The sequence below is a fragment of the Haladaptatus sp. T7 genome, assembly GCF_026008575.1.
GTDB classification, from domain to species: Archaea; Halobacteriota; Halobacteria; order Halobacteriales; family Haladaptataceae; genus Haladaptatus; species Haladaptatus paucihalophilus.
This window is the reverse complement of record NZ_BROP01000009.1, coordinates 1-18,545: the sequence shown is the minus strand read 5'-3', so window position 1 is coordinate 18,545 and position 18,545 is coordinate 1. Positions and strand designations below refer to the sequence as shown.

14 protein-coding genes are annotated in these 18,545 nt (G+C 55.8%); 9 read left to right on the top strand and 5 right to left on the bottom strand.

Going from position 1 to position 18,545, the window contains the following annotated elements:
• Positions 1-3 precede the first annotated feature (3 nt).
• The gene (locus OPC11_RS19975; RefSeq protein WP_264783109.1) at positions 4-294 is read right to left on the bottom strand and encodes a hypothetical protein; all 291 of its coding nucleotides are present in this window, start codon (positions 292-294) and stop codon (positions 4-6) included.
• 371 nt (positions 295-665) lie between these two features.
• Here OPC11_RS19975 and OPC11_RS19970 point away from each other — a divergent pair, with 371 nt between their 5' ends.
• The 5 genes from OPC11_RS19970 to OPC11_RS19950 all read left to right on the top strand — a co-directional run bounded on the left by OPC11_RS19970 (position 666) and on the right by OPC11_RS19950 (position 9,772).
• Entirely contained in the window at positions 666-1,157 is a 492-nt protein-coding gene (locus OPC11_RS19970; protein ID WP_264783108.1) for a hypothetical protein, read from the top strand.
• Positions 1,158-1,184: 27 nt separating this feature from the next.
• A complete protein-coding gene (locus tag OPC11_RS19965; RefSeq protein ID WP_264783107.1) occupies positions 1,185-2,537 on the top strand; it encodes a hypothetical protein in 1,353 nt (450 codons plus the stop codon).
• Between the two features lie 55 nt (positions 2,538-2,592).
• Positions 2,593-5,811, top strand: a complete 3,219-nt coding sequence (locus tag OPC11_RS19960; RefSeq protein WP_264783106.1) for a hypothetical protein — start codon at positions 2,593-2,595, stop codon at positions 5,809-5,811.
• Positions 5,796-6,863 carry a hypothetical protein gene (locus OPC11_RS19955; protein WP_264783105.1) on the top strand — a complete coding sequence of 356 codons (1,068 nt, stop codon included), beginning with the start codon at positions 5,796-5,798 and terminating at the stop codon, positions 6,861-6,863. Before OPC11_RS19960 ends, OPC11_RS19955 begins: the two co-directional genes overlap by 16 nt.
• Positions 6,864-6,946: 83 nt before the next feature.
• Positions 6,947-9,772, top strand: a complete 2,826-nt coding sequence (locus OPC11_RS19950; RefSeq protein ID WP_264783104.1) for a type IV secretion system DNA-binding domain-containing protein — start codon at positions 6,947-6,949, stop codon at positions 9,770-9,772.
• Here OPC11_RS19950 and OPC11_RS19945 read toward each other — a convergent pair.
• Both OPC11_RS19945 and OPC11_RS19940 read right to left on the bottom strand, forming a co-directional pair.
• Entirely contained in the window at positions 9,764-10,276 is a 513-nt protein-coding gene (locus OPC11_RS19945; protein WP_264783103.1) for a helix-turn-helix domain-containing protein, read from the bottom strand. The two genes, OPC11_RS19950 and OPC11_RS19945, sit on opposite strands and share 9 nt — an antisense overlap.
• A 1,043-nt stretch (positions 10,277-11,319) precedes the next feature.
• Positions 11,320-11,577: a hypothetical protein gene (locus tag OPC11_RS19940; RefSeq protein ID WP_264783102.1), complete on the bottom strand. Its 258-nt coding sequence runs from the start codon at positions 11,575-11,577 to the stop codon at positions 11,320-11,322.
• 946 nt (positions 11,578-12,523) lie between these two features.
• Here OPC11_RS19940 and OPC11_RS19935 point away from each other — a divergent pair.
• Positions 12,524-12,886 carry a HalOD1 output domain-containing protein gene (locus tag OPC11_RS19935; protein ID WP_264783101.1) on the top strand — a complete coding sequence of 121 codons (363 nt, stop codon included), beginning with the start codon at positions 12,524-12,526 and terminating at the stop codon, positions 12,884-12,886.
• 255 nt (positions 12,887-13,141) lie between these two features.
• Positions 13,142-13,501 (top strand): HalOD1 output domain-containing protein, encoded by a 360-nt coding sequence (locus OPC11_RS19930; protein WP_264783100.1) that lies wholly within the window; start codon positions 13,142-13,144, stop codon positions 13,499-13,501.
• Between the two features lie 231 nt (positions 13,502-13,732).
• On the opposite strand, the gene OPC11_RS19925 is transcribed toward OPC11_RS19930, so the two are convergent.
• Together OPC11_RS19925 and OPC11_RS19920 are read right to left on the bottom strand one after the other, a co-directional pair.
• Entirely contained in the window at positions 13,733-14,302 is a 570-nt protein-coding gene (locus tag OPC11_RS19925; protein ID WP_264783099.1) for a SprT-like domain-containing protein, read from the bottom strand.
• Between the two features lie 24 nt (positions 14,303-14,326).
• Complete coding sequence (locus OPC11_RS19920; RefSeq protein WP_264783098.1) at positions 14,327-14,611, bottom strand: SWIM zinc finger family protein; 285 nt, start codon at positions 14,609-14,611, stop codon at positions 14,327-14,329.
• Positions 14,612-14,914: 303 nt separating this feature from the next.
• Here OPC11_RS19920 and OPC11_RS19915 point away from each other — a divergent pair, with 303 nt between their 5' ends.
• Together OPC11_RS19915 and OPC11_RS19910 are read left to right on the top strand one after the other, a co-directional pair.
• Positions 14,915-17,086 (top strand): hydantoinase/oxoprolinase family protein, encoded by a 2,172-nt coding sequence (locus OPC11_RS19915; RefSeq protein WP_264783097.1) that lies wholly within the window; start codon positions 14,915-14,917, stop codon positions 17,084-17,086.
• A 156-nt stretch (positions 17,087-17,242) separates the two neighbouring features.
• On the top strand, positions 17,243-18,545 hold a 1,303-nt coding region (locus OPC11_RS19910), incomplete at its 3' end, for a hydantoinase B/oxoprolinase family protein (RefSeq protein WP_264783096.1).

The following is an 18,545-nucleotide window of genomic DNA, read 5'->3' as shown; positions in this document are numbered from 1 at the left end:
TTTTTAGATTCGAGTGAATTGGTCGGCATTCACTGGGAAGATACTCCGCCCGTAGAGTTTGATGAAGTACGCGGCGATGAACCACGAGAGAATCACCAGCCAGCCGGCGTTCGCACCCTCTAACCCGAGAACGTAGAGTGCGATCACACCCGTCGTTCCGAGGACAACAATCTGGATGATGCTGCCGACGAGGACGATTTTCCCAAGGCCGATGAGTATCGCGAAATGTCGGCGAAGTGTGTCTCGTGCGGTTTCGTTCGGCGCTTCGATCGACAACGGTGGGATTCGCATCATCTCATCCTCCATTTTCCTCGTTAGCAAGCGGATCTCCGACTAATTCGTACAATGCTGTTTTCGTATGGATGTTCTTGAGATACCCGGCAGCAGTGAGTATCCCAAGTCGGTTATGGACGTATTGGCGCGAGCGGCCGGTCTCGTCGACGATGTACGATTGGGTTGCCCGCCCACCTCGGAGTATTTCGAGAATCTCTTTGTCGACATCAGTGAGAGAGACCGTTCGATTGGAATTGCGTGGGAGCATGTAGTACAGCCCTAGGGTGTGACATAAATAGATTACGGACACACTGACTGTATCCGGTAGTAGACGGCATCTCAGTGTGTGCGTAAGGTATTTATCTAGCCCTCTAGATGTGAAAGTGAGTACAATGGATGAACAAACGCCGAAATCGGCCCAGAGACACATCTCTGAGCGGTTTCACCGACTGACGGATGATTGGACCGAGAAATATCTGGCACTGAAGCGTGTGGTCGCTGCAAAGTGGGGGGCAGCCCCTACTCGATCCATTCGTGCTAGTGTCGGGATCGTCGCCACAACCGCGGCGTTTTCAGTGCCAGTGGCGGCCCAAGCGACCCAAGAAGCGAGCGACGTGATGTGCTCGTCTGGGCTTGGCCCCGTCGTGACGCTCGCCTTCGGGATGATCACGATTGGGATGTTTCTGCTTGCCGCATTCCGTGGTGCAATGGCCTGGTTGAAAATGGGGAGCGCCCGGTCGGACAAGAAGAAAGAGGGTCGTGACGCGGCCCGTGGAGCAGTGATCACGTTCTGTGGTGCGTGGTTCTTTCCGCTGTTCGCCGTCGTCCTTGACAAGGCGGGTGTGAGCACGCTCTCGTGTGTGAATTTTGCGAACATAATGTGAGTGCTTTCAGGCACCCCTCTTCCGACTATGATACAGAACAGACGCAGTAGCTGGCTGCTGGCGCTCCTTCTCGTCGTGAGTCTTACCTCACTAGCAGCTCCGGTCACGGCACAATCAGCCAGTGCAAACAACACCACGACGTCCCAGAATCACTGGATCGGTAACCCCGGCAGCGGCCAGACGACAGCACCATCGAATAATTCGACGAACGGCAAAAGCGGTGGCAATAGCGACGGTCTCCTTGGTGGACTTGGCGGTGGACTCGTCCCGTCAATCAATCCAGTCGACATGGCGAAGGGGCAACTCAAAGCCATTGCCGGGATTTTCCTCGGTGTCGGGAAGGGCATCGCGAATACGGTTCGCGACAGCGTCGCTGCAGTACCTGCCCCCGGCCAGCCGGACAAACCGAGTACGTGGGTCAATCCTCGCAACGGCCTGTGGCCCGGCGTCTACAAAGCCTCGGCGTGGACAGCCGGTCTCGCGAGCGTTGCGTTGATGGCAGCCTTCGGGATGTCCTTCTATCGGTCGGACCCCTACGAAAAGCGCCAAGCATGGAAGCGCGTCGGCATCGCACTGGTCATGGTTGCGACGACCTGGATTATACCGCCGCTTTTGCTCCATCTCGCAAATGAAACCGCGATATCGGTTGCTCCCAACGGTGCTGAGTTCATTCAGACGAACTCGAAGCTCGCGAAACTCGGTGTTGGGATTGGTCTTGGTGCCCTTCTTGGCATTCTCCAATCGGGGACGATTGCCGTCGGGGTTCTCATCCTTGGCCTCGAGCGCGCGCTCATCTACGTATGTGTGTTCCTGTGGCCGCTTTCTTGGGCCTGTCGTGCGTATTCGGGCTTTCTGAAGAGCATTGGAGATACCTTCGTCTATCTCTTTGGCGTCGTGATCGTCACGAAGCTCTTTCAGGCACTCGTCCTTCGGTTGCTTGCTGACTTGCCTTGGACATCCGGAGCACTTGGTGTACTAGAGACGTTCACTCTCGTCGTTGGCGGGCTCGTGTTTGCGTTGCTTGTTCTCCCGAAGGAAATGCTCGCCCACGCGAATGACGCCGCCTCGATTGCCCTCGGGACGTCTGCATCGAATCAGCGGAAAGCAGGGAAATACGTCGACAAAGCCGGTGAGCGCGTCGGCCACAGCGTTCACGAGAAGTACCAAGACTACCAGACCGACGGTTCCAGTTGGGAACAATCGGATAATTCGACGTTTCGCACCGGCACGTCGGCAAGGGAGGACACCGTGAACTACGGGTCAGTCAGCAATGCGCTGAACGCAGACGGCGGTATCGACGCCCAAGATGTGCGAGAAGAGCAGGAACGTGCTGACTACGAGTTGAATCAGGGTCGCGAGATACTACAGCGATACGACTAACCCCCGTTTCGGTCACGCCGACGCCCTGGTGCAAGGCCGGGGACGGGACTTACCCATGACAGACAATACAGATGCACCGAAAGACCCGAGTCAACTCGTCCCTCCGTACGTCGATTCCGGGCTCGACTATCACGGGTTCAAAGTGAACGACTTGCTCTACGGCACGCCCGGTGCCGGTATCGTCGGAGCTAGCGGACTTGCTGCACTATTTGGTGCCCCGCTTGGCCCGTCGTTGCTGGGTGCCAGTCTCGGCGTACTCGGCGGACTCGGTAGTATCGGTCTGGCTGTTTCATCGGGTGAGTACTCAACGGGGCTGGATCGCATCAAAACCCCACTCGCCTATGTGAAGGCCAAACGCGGGTTTCCAAAGTCAGGCGATGAAGCGGCGACTGTGCATGGCGTAAAGCGAATCCACGCCGATGGCACGGCTGAGATGGACGATGGGCGACTCGTCGCGATGGCGCGGATTTCTGGCCGAAATACGACGATGCAAGAGACGAGTGACGCCCGCGAAATGATTGGCCGGATTCGTGGTGAACTTGATCAACACGTGAGCGATTTCAATTTCCGTCTGTTCAGTACGGCGCTAAAGATCGACCCCCGCGATGTCACCGAGAAGTATCGGGCGAAACTCTACTCGTCGGAATACGCTGACGAGGAGTGGAAGCTAGCGCGAGAGCTCCTGCGAAGCGTTATCACGTGGACCGAGGACACCGATTTTCCGCGGTTCGATGCACGGGAATGGCAGCACTATCTCGTCGTCGAGGTTCGCCCAGACGAAGTGGCCGTGCCGGACATGACCGACGAAAACGAGATTCGCTCGCTCCTGTTCGGGAGTGACGATGAGCAGTGGGACGCCAAACGCCGCCGGATGCAGCGGGAAGTGAAGAGCCGGCTCTCTCGGCTCGCTAGGGCGTTTGGGAGTACCGATGGCTGTGAGACCACGCAAGTTGGTCCAGCCGAGCATGCGCTCCTCCTGGGCCGGTACTGGAGTGGGACTGAGCACTCCTTCGACGCCAGCAGTGTGACGAAGGACATCGATGCAGCCGTATGGCCTCACAGTACCGAGGGTGGCGACAGTCCAAGGCCCGAAGCGGTAGATGCGACTGACACACCATCGACGGGAGTAGCAGATGTCGCGACGATCGAAGCAACAACCGATGGCGGCACTGTTTCGCAACCGGTCGCAACGAGTACTCACGCCGACGAGGACGCCAACGAAGATGCATCGTTCCTCGCGCAGGTTCGTGAAGGCTTACTTGTACCACTCGCTGATGACGGAAACGACAGTGATGCTCTAGCTCACGATCGCGTACAGGAACTCCTCGCACCACAGACGTTCGACGCTCGCGATGGGTACGTCCGCACTGGCCAACAATACTGTCGGACCTACTGGATCGCCGATTGGCCGGTCGAACCCCGTGAGAAATTTCTTGAGGAGATCTACACCATGCGAGGGGTCGACGTCGATGTGTGCTTAGACGTCCGGGCACGGGACAAGCGAGCAACGGAACTCGAATTGAAAGACACAATCGGGGAGATTGACGCGAACATCGACGAGCGCAAAGACGTAAGCGACGTTTCCGCGATTCTCGTCGAGGACGACCTCGACCCGTACGTGAAGATGTACAAGCTTCTCCACCACACTCAGGCTCAACCGTGGGATTTGAGCGGCTACGTTACAGTTCGAGCTGGTACCCGGCAGGCGCTGGATGAAGCCGAAGAGCGAATCGAGGAAGGGCTGGCGAACGAAGACGAACTCACGCTGGATATCGCGAAGCACCGAGCACTCGAAAGCGCTTGCGAGAAAGTAAGAGGAACGCTCGAAAGCGCGCCAGCTCACCTAACGGTTCTTTCACCGGAACAGCGCCAGGCCGAGCTGTTCGAATCCTGCTCACCAAACGGCCGAGACGCGTTCGCCGATGTCTCCACACGCGAACGCTATTCACTCACGCTGTCGGGGACGGTTGCAGCAGCTTTCCCGCCGGTGTCCGCGTACATCGGCCAAGAGGATGGTGTCGAGCAGGGCCGGAACGTGCAGAATGGCAGTGAAATCATCAAAAATCAGTTCTCAGTTGCACCGGGTCATCGGCTTACGATCGGAAGTTCCGGCAGCGGGAAGTCCTACCACGTCGGCAAGCAAGCGACACGCTGGTATCTAGCGGGCGAGGACCGTACACTGATTCTCTGCGATACGATGGGCGAGTTTGGCGGGCTCGTCGAACTCATGAACGGCCAGCATATCACGGTGGACGGATCGCAGACAATCAACCCGCTCCATATCGAGGAAACGCCGGAAGATGTGCTTCGAGCGTCGGGGAACCTGGATCCGTACGACATGAAGTTCACCGAAGCGCGGAACTTCATTCTTGATATGATCGGCGACGCCAACGGGGACTTTGCTCCGCTCGTCTCCGATGCGTTGAACGCTACGTACGAACAAGCGGGAATTCTGAAGGACGACGTCAGTACACACAAACCGGAGAACAGCCCGACGATGGCCAACTTCCGGGCTATCGTCAACGACATGGGCGAGAACCCGGGTGACTACGTCGATTCGGAACTCGAAAAGGCACAGATCAAAGAGAACGCTGGCCCGCTTCTCCGACGCCTCAGTGGGTTCAAAGAAGATGGCGAGCACGACGCCCTCGTCGGTGAATCGGAAGCGCATATCCGTCCGGGCCAGGTGTCGTATCTCGACCTTCAGCAGATTCAGGGGCTTGGTGCTGCGGCGGACAAAGCAACGATGCTTCAGTTGATGCTGGGCCAAGTCTATCAGGCGGTGAAACGGGCACCCGGTGAGACGCTGTTCGTCGTCGACGAAGCGCACTATCTGTTTCAATCGAAGGAAATCCTCGCCTGGCTCCAACAATCGGCCCGCCACTGGCGGCACTTCACCGCCGGACTGTGGTTTCTCTCCCACCGGCCAGGCGACTTCGCGAGCGCTGACGACACGGACATGCAAGAGTACAAACGCGCTATCTTGGGGCAAATTCCGACGACAGAGTTCTTCTACACGGATAAGCTGGAAGAGCAAGACGCGAAAGAGCGCTTCGGGATGAACGACGAGCAACTACAGTTCATCACTCAGCACGCCAAACGCGGTGAGCAAGGACTCGGCTACACCGACTATCTCGTCGATTATGCGGACGTCCAAGGGTGGATGCACGCACAAGTGAGAGCATCACCGTTCGAGGATATCGTTTACAGTTACAAAGCCAGCGAACACGGTCCCTTCGAGGAGTACATCGCGGACGAATGGGGCGAGTTCTAATGGGGCTGTTCGGCGGTGATGAGACACACGGGAGCTACACTGCGACGCAACTCGACAAATCGTACACCCAAACAATAGACGAAACGCCGGGTGTCTTGCTTGGGATTCGGCCCTACAAAGACAATCAGGGAATCGTCGATGGTGCGGCGATGCTCCAATCGCTCCACGACGTGCGGACGAAAGGGCTCCGAGATACAAACATTAGCCAGCACCACACGTTCGAGCTGTGGTTCGATGAGGAGAAACTGAAGTTCTACATGCACGCCGCCGACGAGAGTGCCGCAAACAAGTTCCGGCGACGCGTCGCGAATAGCTACTCGAACACGCAGGTGTTCCGAGTGGAGGGCGGCGACGCATTCCCTCAGATCCATGCTGACGACTATGTTGCGGGTGCTGAGCTCGACTTGAACCGTCACTATTACTACCCGATTCGGAACCACCAGGGCGACGGTTTCGAGCGCGATCCCTACGGCGAAGTAACGAGTGAAATGCTCTCGACGCCGGAAACACGGGTTGTGGTGCAGGTCGTCTTTCGGCCCGCGAAAAACGATTGGACGGAAGGAGATGGTGGACTACTCTCTCGGGGTGAGAGCGTGGACGATGTCGCCGAAGAACTCCGATCGGATCGCGTCGTCGGCTGGGTGAATCCCCGCACCCGTGACGCCAGCAAGAAGGACCGTGAAGCGGCGGATGTCGTCGAAATGCAGCGGGGACAGTACGGTTTTCACACGAACATGCGGATTCTCGCCGCGTCGCCCGATAAGTACGAGGCCGAATCACGAGCACGGGGTGTCGCAGGGATGTTCACTCGCTACTACAACACGATGACCGAGCAGGGATTCACTGATGAGCCTGTCCCAGCCAGCGATCGCGGCGCGTTCATCGAGAAACTTCACGCTCGAGAGTGGGAAGACCGCGAGATGATTCTCTCGGTCAGTGAACTCGCCGGTGCCGCACATATCCCGAACAAGGAGATTGAGACGCCGAAAATCGATTGGCGCTACTCCCAACGCGGCGGTGAAGTTCCGGCCGACAGCCAGCGAGAAGAGTAACAGCGACGGAACTCCCCCGCTTCCCGGATGGTCCACGCCGCCACGTCGGTGCAAGTCCGACGCCGGGACTTTGGTGACACACGATGTTCAACAACCTATTCGGCGGTGACGACACCCCTGATACCGAGTCAGTAGACGACGATCGAGACAAGCAGAACACCGACGAAATTCCCGATGAGCTTCGAGCACCGACCGGCGAACCGTATCAGATAACGCCGACGAAAACCGACCGAATTGGTGGCGCTGAAGTGCTTACGCACACCGAAGAGCATGGAATCGTTGCAGGTCTGAAGGTTCGCCGACTACTCGAAGGGTCACGAACACGCCCCGAAGGCCCACTGTGGACTGGGTACAACGATAGCGCTCAGGAGGGGTTTCGCGAGGTTCCCATCGAGTTCGGGTCACTCTTTCAGCATAACTGGGTGTGCGGAACGACGGGTGCGGGGAAGACGACGGAACTCCTGAACTGGATGGTACAGTTAGCGTACGCTGGCCACGGCTTCGTGTACTTCGACCCGAAGGCACGCGACTCGAAAGAACTCCTCCAACTGCTCCCCGAGGGCCGCCTCGACGATGTGATTTGGATTGAACCCGGTGACGAAGACTTTGATCGGGATGTCGGAATCAACTTCCTCGAAATCCCCGAGACAGATAGCCAGGTTGAACAGGAACGGGAAATCGAGGATCGACTTGAGAACCTGAAAGCGATTCTCGATAACGACGACTATTGGGGGCCGCGCATGCGGGCGATTACCGAGAGTATGGGCCGAGCGATGATGAAATCGGACAAAGACTACTCGGTGATCGATTTCTACTTTGTGCTGTTGAATCAGGAACGTCGCGAACAGTTCGCCGAGGAAGTTGAGGATCCGTATATCAAGGAGTTCGTGAACGAAATCGCCCAGATGGATGATGATGCCGTCCGTCCCCTCCTGTCTCGAGTGAAAAACTGGGTTGAGAACGGAGTCATTCGTCGGATTATCGCCCAGCGTGAGAGTTCCATCGACTTCCAGAACGTTATCGACGAGAACAAGATCGTGATCGTCCGCACGCCGGTGTCGAACCAGGACGTCAAGCAGATGATTACACTTGGGGTGATGCGTCCGATCTGGAGTGCCGTCCAGAACCGCTCTTTTGAGGATGGGGAGAACGAGCCGTTCTTTGCGATTTTCGACGAGTTCGACGCCATCGCGAGTCAGAATCTCGATGTCAAGAATATGCTCGCACGGGCCCGCTCGATGCGCCTGTCCGTGACGATTGCTTGCCAGTACCCTGAACAACTCAAAGAAGCGGGCGTGCTGAGCGCCGTCAAAGCGAATTGCAATAACCCGGTGATCTTCCGTCTGCCGAACGACGAAGACGCTCGCCCCGTTGCGAAGTTGTTCAAGGGATACAACGAGGAGGATTTGATGGAGACGGAAAACTTCCAGGTGTGGACGCGAATCCCGATCAAGGGCGGGATGCAGTACTCTGATCCGCTCAAGATTCACACCTTTGCACCGTATCCACCGCTTCGCTCGGAAGCGGATGCCGAGGACGTGATACACCGGAGTTTGGAGCAGTATGGAAGCCCTCCGATTACCGATGCTGAAATTCAGCGCGAACTCCCGTATGGTGAGTTGAATGAAGGAACGACTGCGGACGATCCAGCAGATCTCCCGGTCGGAACGGATGAGCACTTGCGCAATCAGACGCTCAAAGCAGTCTACGACGAGAGCATTCGACAGGGTGATCCGGGCGGTTGGGTGCAAATAGCGGCGTGTGTTGAGCGGCTGAATCGGTATCTACCCGGCGACGACGTCACCGATGCTGGGAAGGCATGGCGCAAAGTCCTGCAGCGAGTGCCGGATACACACCTCGATCATCGGGAGGTCGAGGACGAGATGGAAGTGAAGCCGCTTGATACCGGATTTTTGAATCTCGGTGACTCGGAGAACGACGGCAAGGCCGAACATTGGGCACCGATGGCCGACGCCTACGTGCCAATGACACAGCTGGGGTTCATCTTCGAGATTCCCGAGCAGACGGGGGAGGCGATGCCGGACGGACTTGCCCAGCTGGACGACGTCCTCTCCATTGCACCGGACGATGATCCGGAGACAGTGGCGGATATAGTCAACAGCTACCGCGAGGACTACCCGCTCTTGAATCGGCTTGCAGGAACAAAGGATGTCTATATCGAAAGTGAGCACACAACCGGTAGTACGCAGCCGTCGCAGACAGTGAAGAATCTCGCCCAGGCACACAACGACGGAAATCGATGCCTCTTCTTTGCACGTGAAGAGGTCGCCGAACAGGTGTACAATACAGTTGCTCACGCTCCGTTCTGTTGTCGGAGCAATCACGGCGTCGAGGGTGAGCGACGCTTCTACACAGGAACGAATACGCTCAGTATCGATGGCGAGACGATTACTCGACCAGGAGGCCGTGAGAACGTGTGGGTACACGACGAACAGACAGGGAAGTACGTGCTTCGAGACGGGGATGGGACGATTCACGCCCGGTTTGATTCTGCTGTGGACATTTTCACCGACGCGAGTGTATATCCGAGCGGTGGCGAGCGGAACATCAAGCCGCCAGTGATCCCCGAGTACGAAATGGATGGCGACCTCGACGCGGTGGAATGGGATGTGATCGTGGTGCCGCCGGAGACGCAAACACCGATGGATATCCGGCTGTATGAAGGCGAGACACAGACGCCGCTGACCGATCTGGTGGACGCCGCATCTACCCAACGGAAACAGTCGACCAGTGAAGACGACGAGCCGGACACAGACTGGAGTAGTAGCAACAAGAGTATCGAGGCGGCACCCGTCAGCAGAATTGAACCAGTGACCGAAGCAGGGGCCGACAACGGAGACTGTGAGAAAGAGGAGGATGCGGCGGATTCCCTCAACGAACTACGATAGATCGGCGTTATTCACGATTTCAGTTACTTTTTGCTGTGTTGCATCGTCGTGTGTCGCGGTGAGCACTTGGAGAATATCGATGATCGTCTCACGACGTTGGCGGGTTTCTCGCTCTAACTCCTCGATCCGGTTCTCTAACGCAGTGACACGCTCTGCTGTCGCGGCTCCAGCAGGTGGCGAGAGAACATCTGGATTGTCGCCGATAATTGTCCTTCCCTCCGAGGTGAGTTGCCAGACCCGTGCCTTCCGCCCACCGCCGCCGCTGTATTCTCGCTGCCCGGTGTCCTCGACCAACCCCCATCGTTCCAGTGTCTTCAGATGGTGGCTCATGCTTCCGGTGGGAACGTCGGCCCGTTGTCTGAGTGTTGAGGTGTTGAGGTGGTCCGTTTCAGCGGCGTCAAACACCCCGAGGATGTTGCGCCGATGAGGGCTGCCATGATTCAGCTTCTGCTCAATCTCGTCGGGAGTGAGGTCCGTTGTGGAGTTGGATGTATCAGATTCCATAATTGCACACACGCAACGATAATGAACTGAGACGACTATAATATTATGGTTGGACCCAATTGTATCAGCAATTCCCGATAGCTGTGCATGAAGCGGAAATCAACACCAAAAAATAACGGCAAGGGGGAACCCCCTCAATTCTATCAGAAACTGGAAAGGAGTGTGCGCGACACAACGCGGGGGCTGACACCCCCCGAATACAGAGTAGAACGACCCGCGACGAGAGCGGACAAATCCAGGACAGCAAAAGCCAGTGGGCACCTCCAATCTATCACAAAACAAACATCCATAACACACGCGAAAAGAGGGCACCCCAACAGGCTACCAGCAGGGGGATCAGTAAGGATGCGACAGTGCAGACAGCCGGGAGCAATAGCACCCGGACAGTCTACCAGAGCGAATCCTCGACGACAACCAAGACACGAAGAACAGGACAGTCCACCATACAGAACAACCGGGGAAGAAGGACACCGAAAGAGGGGACAATCCACCGAGGTCACACGAGGGACACAGAGAGCGAGACAGTGGGACAGCCAGGCCGTGCTGGATCCAGAGAAGAACAGGAGAGTGACGAAAGGGGACAGTCCAACAGTGCGAGCAACGGGGCCACAGTAGAGAGCACACTACCAGCCGGGACAGCGACAGAGCACTGGCGGCAAGCCGCCATGAGGAGCACCAAGCAGTGTACCGCACAGCAAGAAACCGTACAGCAGAGAGGCTACAACAGTACAGCAACAGCACAGCGACAGCAGAAGCGAAATGATGACCAACACAAGCGAGTATAGCCGTGATGCTCTTGAGTCAGCGATAGACGAAAAGAGGGGACAGTCTGCCCTGCCAGGACATACTGAGAAAACCGCGAAGCGACTATGTGGGATGCCAGTATCCGCACTGGAATGGGGTGCCGACGAGCGACACGCTGCCAACCAGTCTTGGTGCACTGGCTGGGGTGCCAGCAGCACGTACTCACGGAATGCCCGTGTGACGGCAAAGGTGGGGTGCCACATGGGCGTTAGAAAAGTATAGCCACGAGAAAACGAGAGTTAGCGTTGATAGTAGAATTCAACGACTTTGAAGACAGCCCAGACAGTGATGAAGATGGAGCTAATGAAGACCACATTTATCCAGAGCAGCGACAGTGGCTGGGTGATCCCAAAGAGGTCAAGCCCAAAGCTGATGAGCTTACCGAGGGCTGCATAGATGAGTGGCCCAATGAAGATCAGTGCGAGGAGCAACGCACCAATGACTTCGAGAACGTTCCGAGTGTAGGGCTTTTTGAGTGACTGAACAACTGAGCTCATAGTCAATATTACAACGACAGATATAATATAGATTTCTAAAATATTAGCTGTGTACCTAAGTACAGCTGTAGAGAGTTTCACCACTAGTTATCTACAGCGAGTCAACGATAGAACACGGATCACAGCACTATTGGGTTCCACATGGGCGCCATACTGAGATGCCACCAGGAGAGCAACCGTCTTCCACAAAACGCACGAGGAGGCGGCAGTGAATAGCTCTGCCAGACTGTCCACAGAAAGTCAGGGGGCTGCCGTGAGACGGCATAGGGCAGCACGTTGGACTGTCCACGACTAAGCAGCACAGTAGAGATGAGCTGGCTAGAGTCCGGTGGACTGTCCTCTACGTACCAGCAGGAGAGTGGTAGGTTTAGTAACGGTGGGACTGTCGAGTGAGCGCTGTTTACAGCGGAACTCTGGTGTGTTACCAGGAGGACTGTCAGGAGCTGGAGCTGGCTGTCTGGCCGGTGGAAAAACAGATGAAATCCGGTGTGTTTCAGCTGGGTGGGCACCCCGTCTGGTTTCTGCCGGCCGACTGTCCAGTGGTCACGAGGAGCGGTTATTCGCTCGGCAGCGAGCATTCGATCAGGGGAGTACAGAGCAGTTCAGTTCGCTTCGTTTGGAAGAGAATGTGCTTACCGAAAGAGGACTATTACTGAGACAAAGCTTACACCACGTTGGATCCTCTATCACTCCCACGTCCCGAAACTCGTCGACTTGGATGTGATTGAGTTTGATGGCGACACAGAGACGATTACTCCAGGGCCGCATGCAGTGCAAGTGTTGACCGCGTTGGAGGGTGCCGGCGGCAGTCTCGACAATCGCCAAGAAACACACGCTCGCAGCGAGTTCGACCGGGAAGACACTCAGTAACTCATGGCTACGCACAGAGGTTTCGCTACCTTGCGGATGACATCACCCTAGGATACTTTCACACGGAGGATGACAGATGACCTCAAGTAATGACTACACCGAGGATGGTACCAGACTTGCACCGGATGGAAACGATGATCCCGACATGACGTTTGTAACACAGGCTCACTACGACCGCGAGAGTCACCGCGATCTCACCACGGAAATCATCTTCGCGATCGCGGATGCCGAAGACGTTGTGCCGACCGAAATCAAGGATCCGCCGTTATACGAGTGTGTAGATATCGCTGCGATTGAAGACGGCTTCTTCGGGAAGGAAGTCGCCGGGCATACCCGTGATAGTGAAGGGAGTGTTTCCTTCCGGTATAACCAGTATCACGTTGAGGTGGCCAGTGACGGCTGGATTACGGTGTCCGATCCTACTGCGTACGGGGACTGACTACCTTCTGCTGCATCGTTTGTGTTCGTGAGGGACGGATGTACGAGTGGCACGGAGTATCCTTCACTTCAATAGTGTTCGATTCCCAGCCAGGGCTTTATGTGACTGGCGTGTATAGGTGTCTTCGACGAAGAAGCAAGGACATACTGTGTATCCGTTTCCAGGCGGTGGAAACGAACCTTTCAGGAACAGTCTGGCTGTTTCACATGCCGTGTGTGGGTGCATTCTATAGTTATCACTTCTCGCACCCACACCATGACCGAACATCCCCATTCCAACGACGAGCACAAGCAGACAGACGATGCGGCCTACCAGACAGAGTTTGATCCGATAACAGACAACGTCAGTGAAGAGCTGATCAGGGCGATTGCGACAGTGAACGACGCTGATCTCACTGAACTCGCACTGCTCTCGGAGTTTGTCGACCCCGAGGCACTTGATGCGCTCTTCGGACCAAAAGCTGGTGAAACGCCGCGTGACACGAATGGCCGAGTTTCGTTCACGTACGATGCATACCGCGTCAGAATCAATAGCAGTGGACAGATTACGTTCCACCAGACCGAATCAGAACCAGAGTCAGACGGTGAACGTTCACCGACTGAAACAGACGAGTAGTGCGAAAAGGGCATCCCTCGGAGTAGACACCAATGCTACCGGACAGAGGGTCGGAGACGGTCGCCAGCGAGAAAGAGATGGGTGTACTGAGGTTAGTATGATCTACTAACGCACGGCAGGCTCAAAATCCGAAGCAAGAGGGATAGCAAAGACTCACGCAGAACACTGCAACTCACGAAAATCTTCCTCGTATCTACTCCTTATCGCGAGAACTACTTAAATGAGAATCAGTCAGTGGCCGTCGCCCTCCTCAACGCGAATTGCACCGCCGCACTTGCTACAGCAGTCCTGCTCCGGGTTACGGACCGTCTTCGAGCGTCGATACCGGCCAATCCGACCGCCGCAGTACTCGCACACGAGCCACCACTTGGGTGCAGTGAAGCGTTCGCAGTGTTGCGAAGTATCGAGGTGGTCTGTCCAGCGGGCGAACGTTCGCCCGTGGTCCGCGTCGCCGAACTCGTGATACTGCCAGGCGTGAATGAGTTCGTGCCGGACGGTTTCGCTGAATTGTTCCCATCCGTGCTGTTCGTAAGCCGTCCAGGTCAGTGTAATCGTAATTGCCTCTGTTGATGGGTCGTACTTCGTGACGCCTGCCTGTCGTTGGGCTCGATGTGAAATCTCCCAGTCGATTGCTTCGACCGGCAGATCTGGGAACTGCTCGGCGGCGACGTTCGTTGTGTGTTGCTGTGCTCGGTCGAGGAGGGCCGTCGGTGTCTCCGGTGTATCGTCGGTCGCAGCATCCGTGCTTTCCGTCAGCGTTCGCTGGTCGCTGATATCCGAGACCGTCACTTGGCGTGCCATGAATAAAAACAACTGAAGTGGTGGTTAGTTCGGTAGTTCCTTTCGTCCCGTTCGCACGCACGGCCAGCACGGGAAGCCATCGAGGCCATCACAGTCGCAGTCTTCGAGTTCGGTCTCGTCGTCGTCCTCGGAGGGGAACCCCGTGAGCGTCCCGTCGTCGGTCGCGTTTTCGACGGCGGCCATGTGCTTGCAGAAGGCATTGCGGTGGACGTGGTGCGGGCAGATGCAGGCCATCAGGTCTTCGGGCACGTCGTCGATGGAGACCACGTATTGGTGCGCTGTGGGATTCTCGTGACTCACGTTGGTCATTTCGACCATTCCGGGGCATTGACGTCGAAGGAAAACTGTCCCCACGGTGCGCATTTCTCGTCGGTTTCGATACCACCCACCAACTGGACTGATGATCCTTCCATAGATCAGCCCCATTCGTTAATGGTTTCTATTGTGATCAATCCTGGTAGGGAGCTTAATAGATATCATGTCTGCTCACTCCCACACTAAAAGGAGGAGCTCTTAAAGAATAACATATGTCAAAGGCCGTCACGAGCCGTCAAAATCCTTCATAGCAGTTCGTGGCAATGACTAACTTACCACATTGTTTCGTGAGTGTTGATGGCAAGCTCAGAAGACAATCCCTCAGAACATCACAACGCAGAGATACTGTCAATCGACGCTGGCGGAACGATGACTGATACATTTCTCATGGATTCGAACGGCGAGTTCACTGTGGGTAAAGCCAAAACAACGCCGGACGACGAATCCCGAGGATTCATCAAGTCCTCACAGGATGCCCTCGAAGATTGGGATCTGAACGTGGAAGAAGGTTTCCCGAATCTCGCTTCGACGGTTTATTCCGGAACCGCCATGCTCAATCGACTTGTTGAGCGAGAAAGTGAGGTTGACGTCGGAATTCTCATCACGGGTGGAATGGAGGATACACTCCGTATGGGTCGTGGCAGGCAATCATATACTGGTTACTCCTACTCGGATCGTCTCCACGTCAATACACATAAGCATCCTAAACCGCTTATCCCCCGTAATCAAATTCGGGGTGTTCGAGAACGCATCGACGTCAAAGGGAACCCGCTAGTTCCTTTATACGAAGATGACGTTCGAGAAAGCGTCAACGATCTTCTGGATCTTGGTGTCGATCATATCGTCGTAATGTTCCTCCATTCGTACAAAAATGGGGACCACGAACATCGAACTGAGGAAATCGCCAAAGAGATCATCGACGAGCGTGGTGCGGAGACGACGGTGATGCTGTCCAGCGAGTATTATCCGACGCTAAAGGAATCAGAGCGGCTGAACACGGTTACAGCAGAAGCGTTTGCAGCAGAACCGTCACGAGATCAGCTGATGAATATCCAGAACGCCGTCGATGAACAGGGCGGGAATGTCGGCGTTCGCGTGATGGCGAGTCACGGCGGAACCATAGACATCCATGCAAACGAGCTGGCTCGAACATTGATCTCCGGACCGATCGGCGGGATGATTGGTGCCAACTACTTCGGTAAGAAACTCGGCTACGAGAATCTGGTCTGTACCGACATCGGTGGGACGAGTTTCGACATGGGAATAATCATTGGTAACGACTGGCAAATAAATTACAGCCCGGAGATGGCACGACTGCTTCTGTCGTTGCCAATGGTGAACATGGAGAGCGTCGGAGCGGGGACGGGCAGTTACGTCCGAGTAAATCCAACATTTGAGAAAATTGAGCTTGGGCCAGAAAGTGCGGGCGACCAAGTGGGAGTCAGTGCGATTGAAACGGACGTTGAGACAGTGACAGTAACGGATTGTCACGTTGCGATGGGCTGGATTAACCCGGAGAATTTCTTGGGAGGCGACATGCCGATTGACCGTGATGTGGCCGAGCAAGAAATTAAAGAACAGGTCGCGGATCCGCTCGGAATGGGTGTCTACGAGGCAGCCCAAGGAGTGATCGACATTCTCGAAAGCAAACTCCGAAACGATCTTGAAGCCGTTGTTACTGGTGAAGGGTACGCACCGTCGAACTTCAAATGCCTCTCCTACGGTGGCGGCGGACCTGTTCACACAGCCGGATATACTAGAGACCTCGGCTTCGACGAGGTGTTGATTCCCGAGTGGGCGGCTGGCTTCTCTGCCTTCGGATGTGGCGCCGCGGACTATGAATATCGTTACGACCAGACCACCAGCATCAATATCGACGCCGACTTGTCGATGCAGGAGGCAGCCGAGACCGCTGGAGAAGAGTTAACGGAGGTCTGGAAGGATCTCGAACAGAAGGTCGTAGACGAATTCGAGACCAGCAACATCGGTCGAAATGAGATCGATTTCCAGTATCACATTCTCGGCCAATACCAAGGTCAACTCAACAGTATCGACATCGAGTCACCAATGGGGCGTGTCGATACACCAGAGAAACTCGAACGGTTACTGGATACTTTCGAAGAGGGATATCGACGACACTACTCCGAGGAGGCGCGTTCACCAGAGCTCGGCCACACCGTCACGCAAGCATCCGTCCGTGGTGTTCGAGACGTCGTTAAGCCGGAGATTCCAACGGAGAAGACGCAGGGATCGGAACCGCCAGAAGCGGCTTACAAAGAAACGCGTGATGCGTACTGGGATGGAGAGTGGAAGGAGACCGAGATTTACGACCTTCACGCTCTCCAACCTGGGAACGAACTGAGCGGTCCTGCAATTCTCGAAGGTGCTGCCACGACCTACGCACTCCCACCAGACTGTGAGACGTGGCTAGATGAACACCGCGTCCACCACCTGACCATGACCCAATAAGTCCGAGTCATCGTTTTTGGACAGAAATGCATCTGTCCTCTCTTGCGATTCTCGCACCTATGGCGCGAGTCCGCTGATGGGGGAGATGCACTGTGCGAGCCCGCATCTGGCTCCGAACAGATGTCCACCACACCCACAAGTAAATAGAACCACACTATGAGTTCGAAACAACAGGACGGGGAAAACTTCCCCCGGATGCGACGTGAGAAGGAAAAGGTTCATGAACAACAGGAAAACGGTATCGGAATCGGCTGGGGCGGACAGACGCTCCGTGAGCAACTTGAAGACCTCGAGATCAAGACGGAGGAAACGGGCCACTACGCTGGTTTCGAGAAACTCGATCTGAAAACGGAACAGCCGATCGAGTACGAGCAGATGTTTGCGCAACTCCGTGGCGACCTCGTTACGGCGCGTGAAACGTCCAAAGAGGTTGCTGCGACCCCAATCGTCGAACAGGAGGGTGAACTATGCTACGGACTGTTCACACCGGAGGGTGACTCCATCGCCGTCTCGACGGGGATCATCGTGCATATTCACACGATGAGTGAAGCTATCAAGTACATGATCAACCACGATTACGAAGAAAGTCCCGGAATCGAACCCGGAGACGTCTTCGTAAATAACGATACCCACGTCGGAGACGTCCACGCATGCGATATCATGACGCTCATCCCGGTCTTCCACGGGGGAGAGCTCGTTGCCTGGGCTGGAGGGGTGAATCACGTCATCGATACCGGGGCGATCGGTCCAGGGAGCATGAACGTCTCGCAGGCTTCCCGATTCGGTGACGGGGCATACTACACTGCCCGCAAGATCGGCGAAGATCTCAAACTGTACAACTCCTGGAAGAAAGACTACCCGGACAAAACCCGAACGCCGGACTTCCTGAAGCTGGACGAACGAACACGGATGACCGGCTGTCTAATGATTCGTAATGCGGTTAACGATATCATCGACGAGTATGGTGTCGAGAAATTCAAACAACTCTCGCGAGAAGCGATCGAGGACGGCCGTCGTGGTTTCCGTAGTCGCATCCAAAAAACGATGCTTCCGGGAACCTACCGTGGTGTTTCGTTCGTCGATGCGCTGTATGAGGGTCAAGATAATTTAACCCGTGCGTACGCGAACGAGAACCATCTCATGCACGCACCCTCGGAACTTCACGTCAGGGAAGATGGATCGTTCCAGGTTTCCTTCGAAGGTGCGAACAAATGGGGCTGGCATCCGTATAATTGCACACCAGCCGCGATCCAAGGCGGAATCTGGGTGATGCTTACCCAGACAGTTATCCCCAACTCGAACGTCAACGACGGCGCGTACTACAGCTGTGACTTCCACCTGCCGGTCGGATCGTGGGCCAACACACAAAACACGGAGACAGCACACGCCTATGCGTGGCACTTCCTCGTCTCCGCGTGGGCGCCACTCTGGCAGCATCTCTCGCGAGGGTACTACTCGC

Coding starts and splice junctions, on each gene's coding strand:
- OPC11_RS19960 (WP_264783106.1), top strand. CDS start 2,593: ATGACAGACAATACAGATGCACCGAAAGACCCGAGTCAACTCGTCCCT.
- OPC11_RS19965 (WP_264783107.1), top strand. CDS start 1,185: ATGATACAGAACAGACGCAGTAGCTGGCTGCTGGCGCTCCTTCTCGTC.
- OPC11_RS19940 (WP_264783102.1), bottom strand. CDS start 11,577: ATGAGCTCAGTTGTTCAGTCACTCAAAAAGCCCTACACTCGGAACGTT.
- OPC11_RS19955 (WP_264783105.1), top strand. CDS start 5,796: ATGGGGCGAGTTCTAATGGGGCTGTTCGGCGGTGATGAGACACACGGG.
- OPC11_RS19925 (WP_264783099.1), bottom strand. CDS start 14,302: ATGGCACGCCAAGTGACGGTCTCGGATATCAGCGACCAGCGAACGCTG.
- OPC11_RS19920 (WP_264783098.1), bottom strand. CDS start 14,611: ATGACCAACGTGAGTCACGAGAATCCCACAGCGCACCAATACGTGGTC.
- OPC11_RS19930 (WP_264783100.1), top strand. CDS start 13,142: ATGACCGAACATCCCCATTCCAACGACGAGCACAAGCAGACAGACGAT.
- OPC11_RS19950 (WP_264783104.1), top strand. CDS start 6,947: ATGTTCAACAACCTATTCGGCGGTGACGACACCCCTGATACCGAGTCA.
- OPC11_RS19935 (WP_264783101.1), top strand. CDS start 12,524: ATGACCTCAAGTAATGACTACACCGAGGATGGTACCAGACTTGCACCG.
- OPC11_RS19915 (WP_264783097.1), top strand. CDS start 14,915: ATGGCAAGCTCAGAAGACAATCCCTCAGAACATCACAACGCAGAGATA.
- OPC11_RS19970 (WP_264783108.1), top strand. CDS start 666: ATGGATGAACAAACGCCGAAATCGGCCCAGAGACACATCTCTGAGCGG.
- OPC11_RS19945 (WP_264783103.1), bottom strand. CDS start 10,276: ATGGAATCTGATACATCCAACTCCACAACGGACCTCACTCCCGACGAG.
- OPC11_RS19975 (WP_264783109.1), bottom strand. CDS start 294: ATGATGCGAATCCCACCGTTGTCGATCGAAGCGCCGAACGAAACCGCA.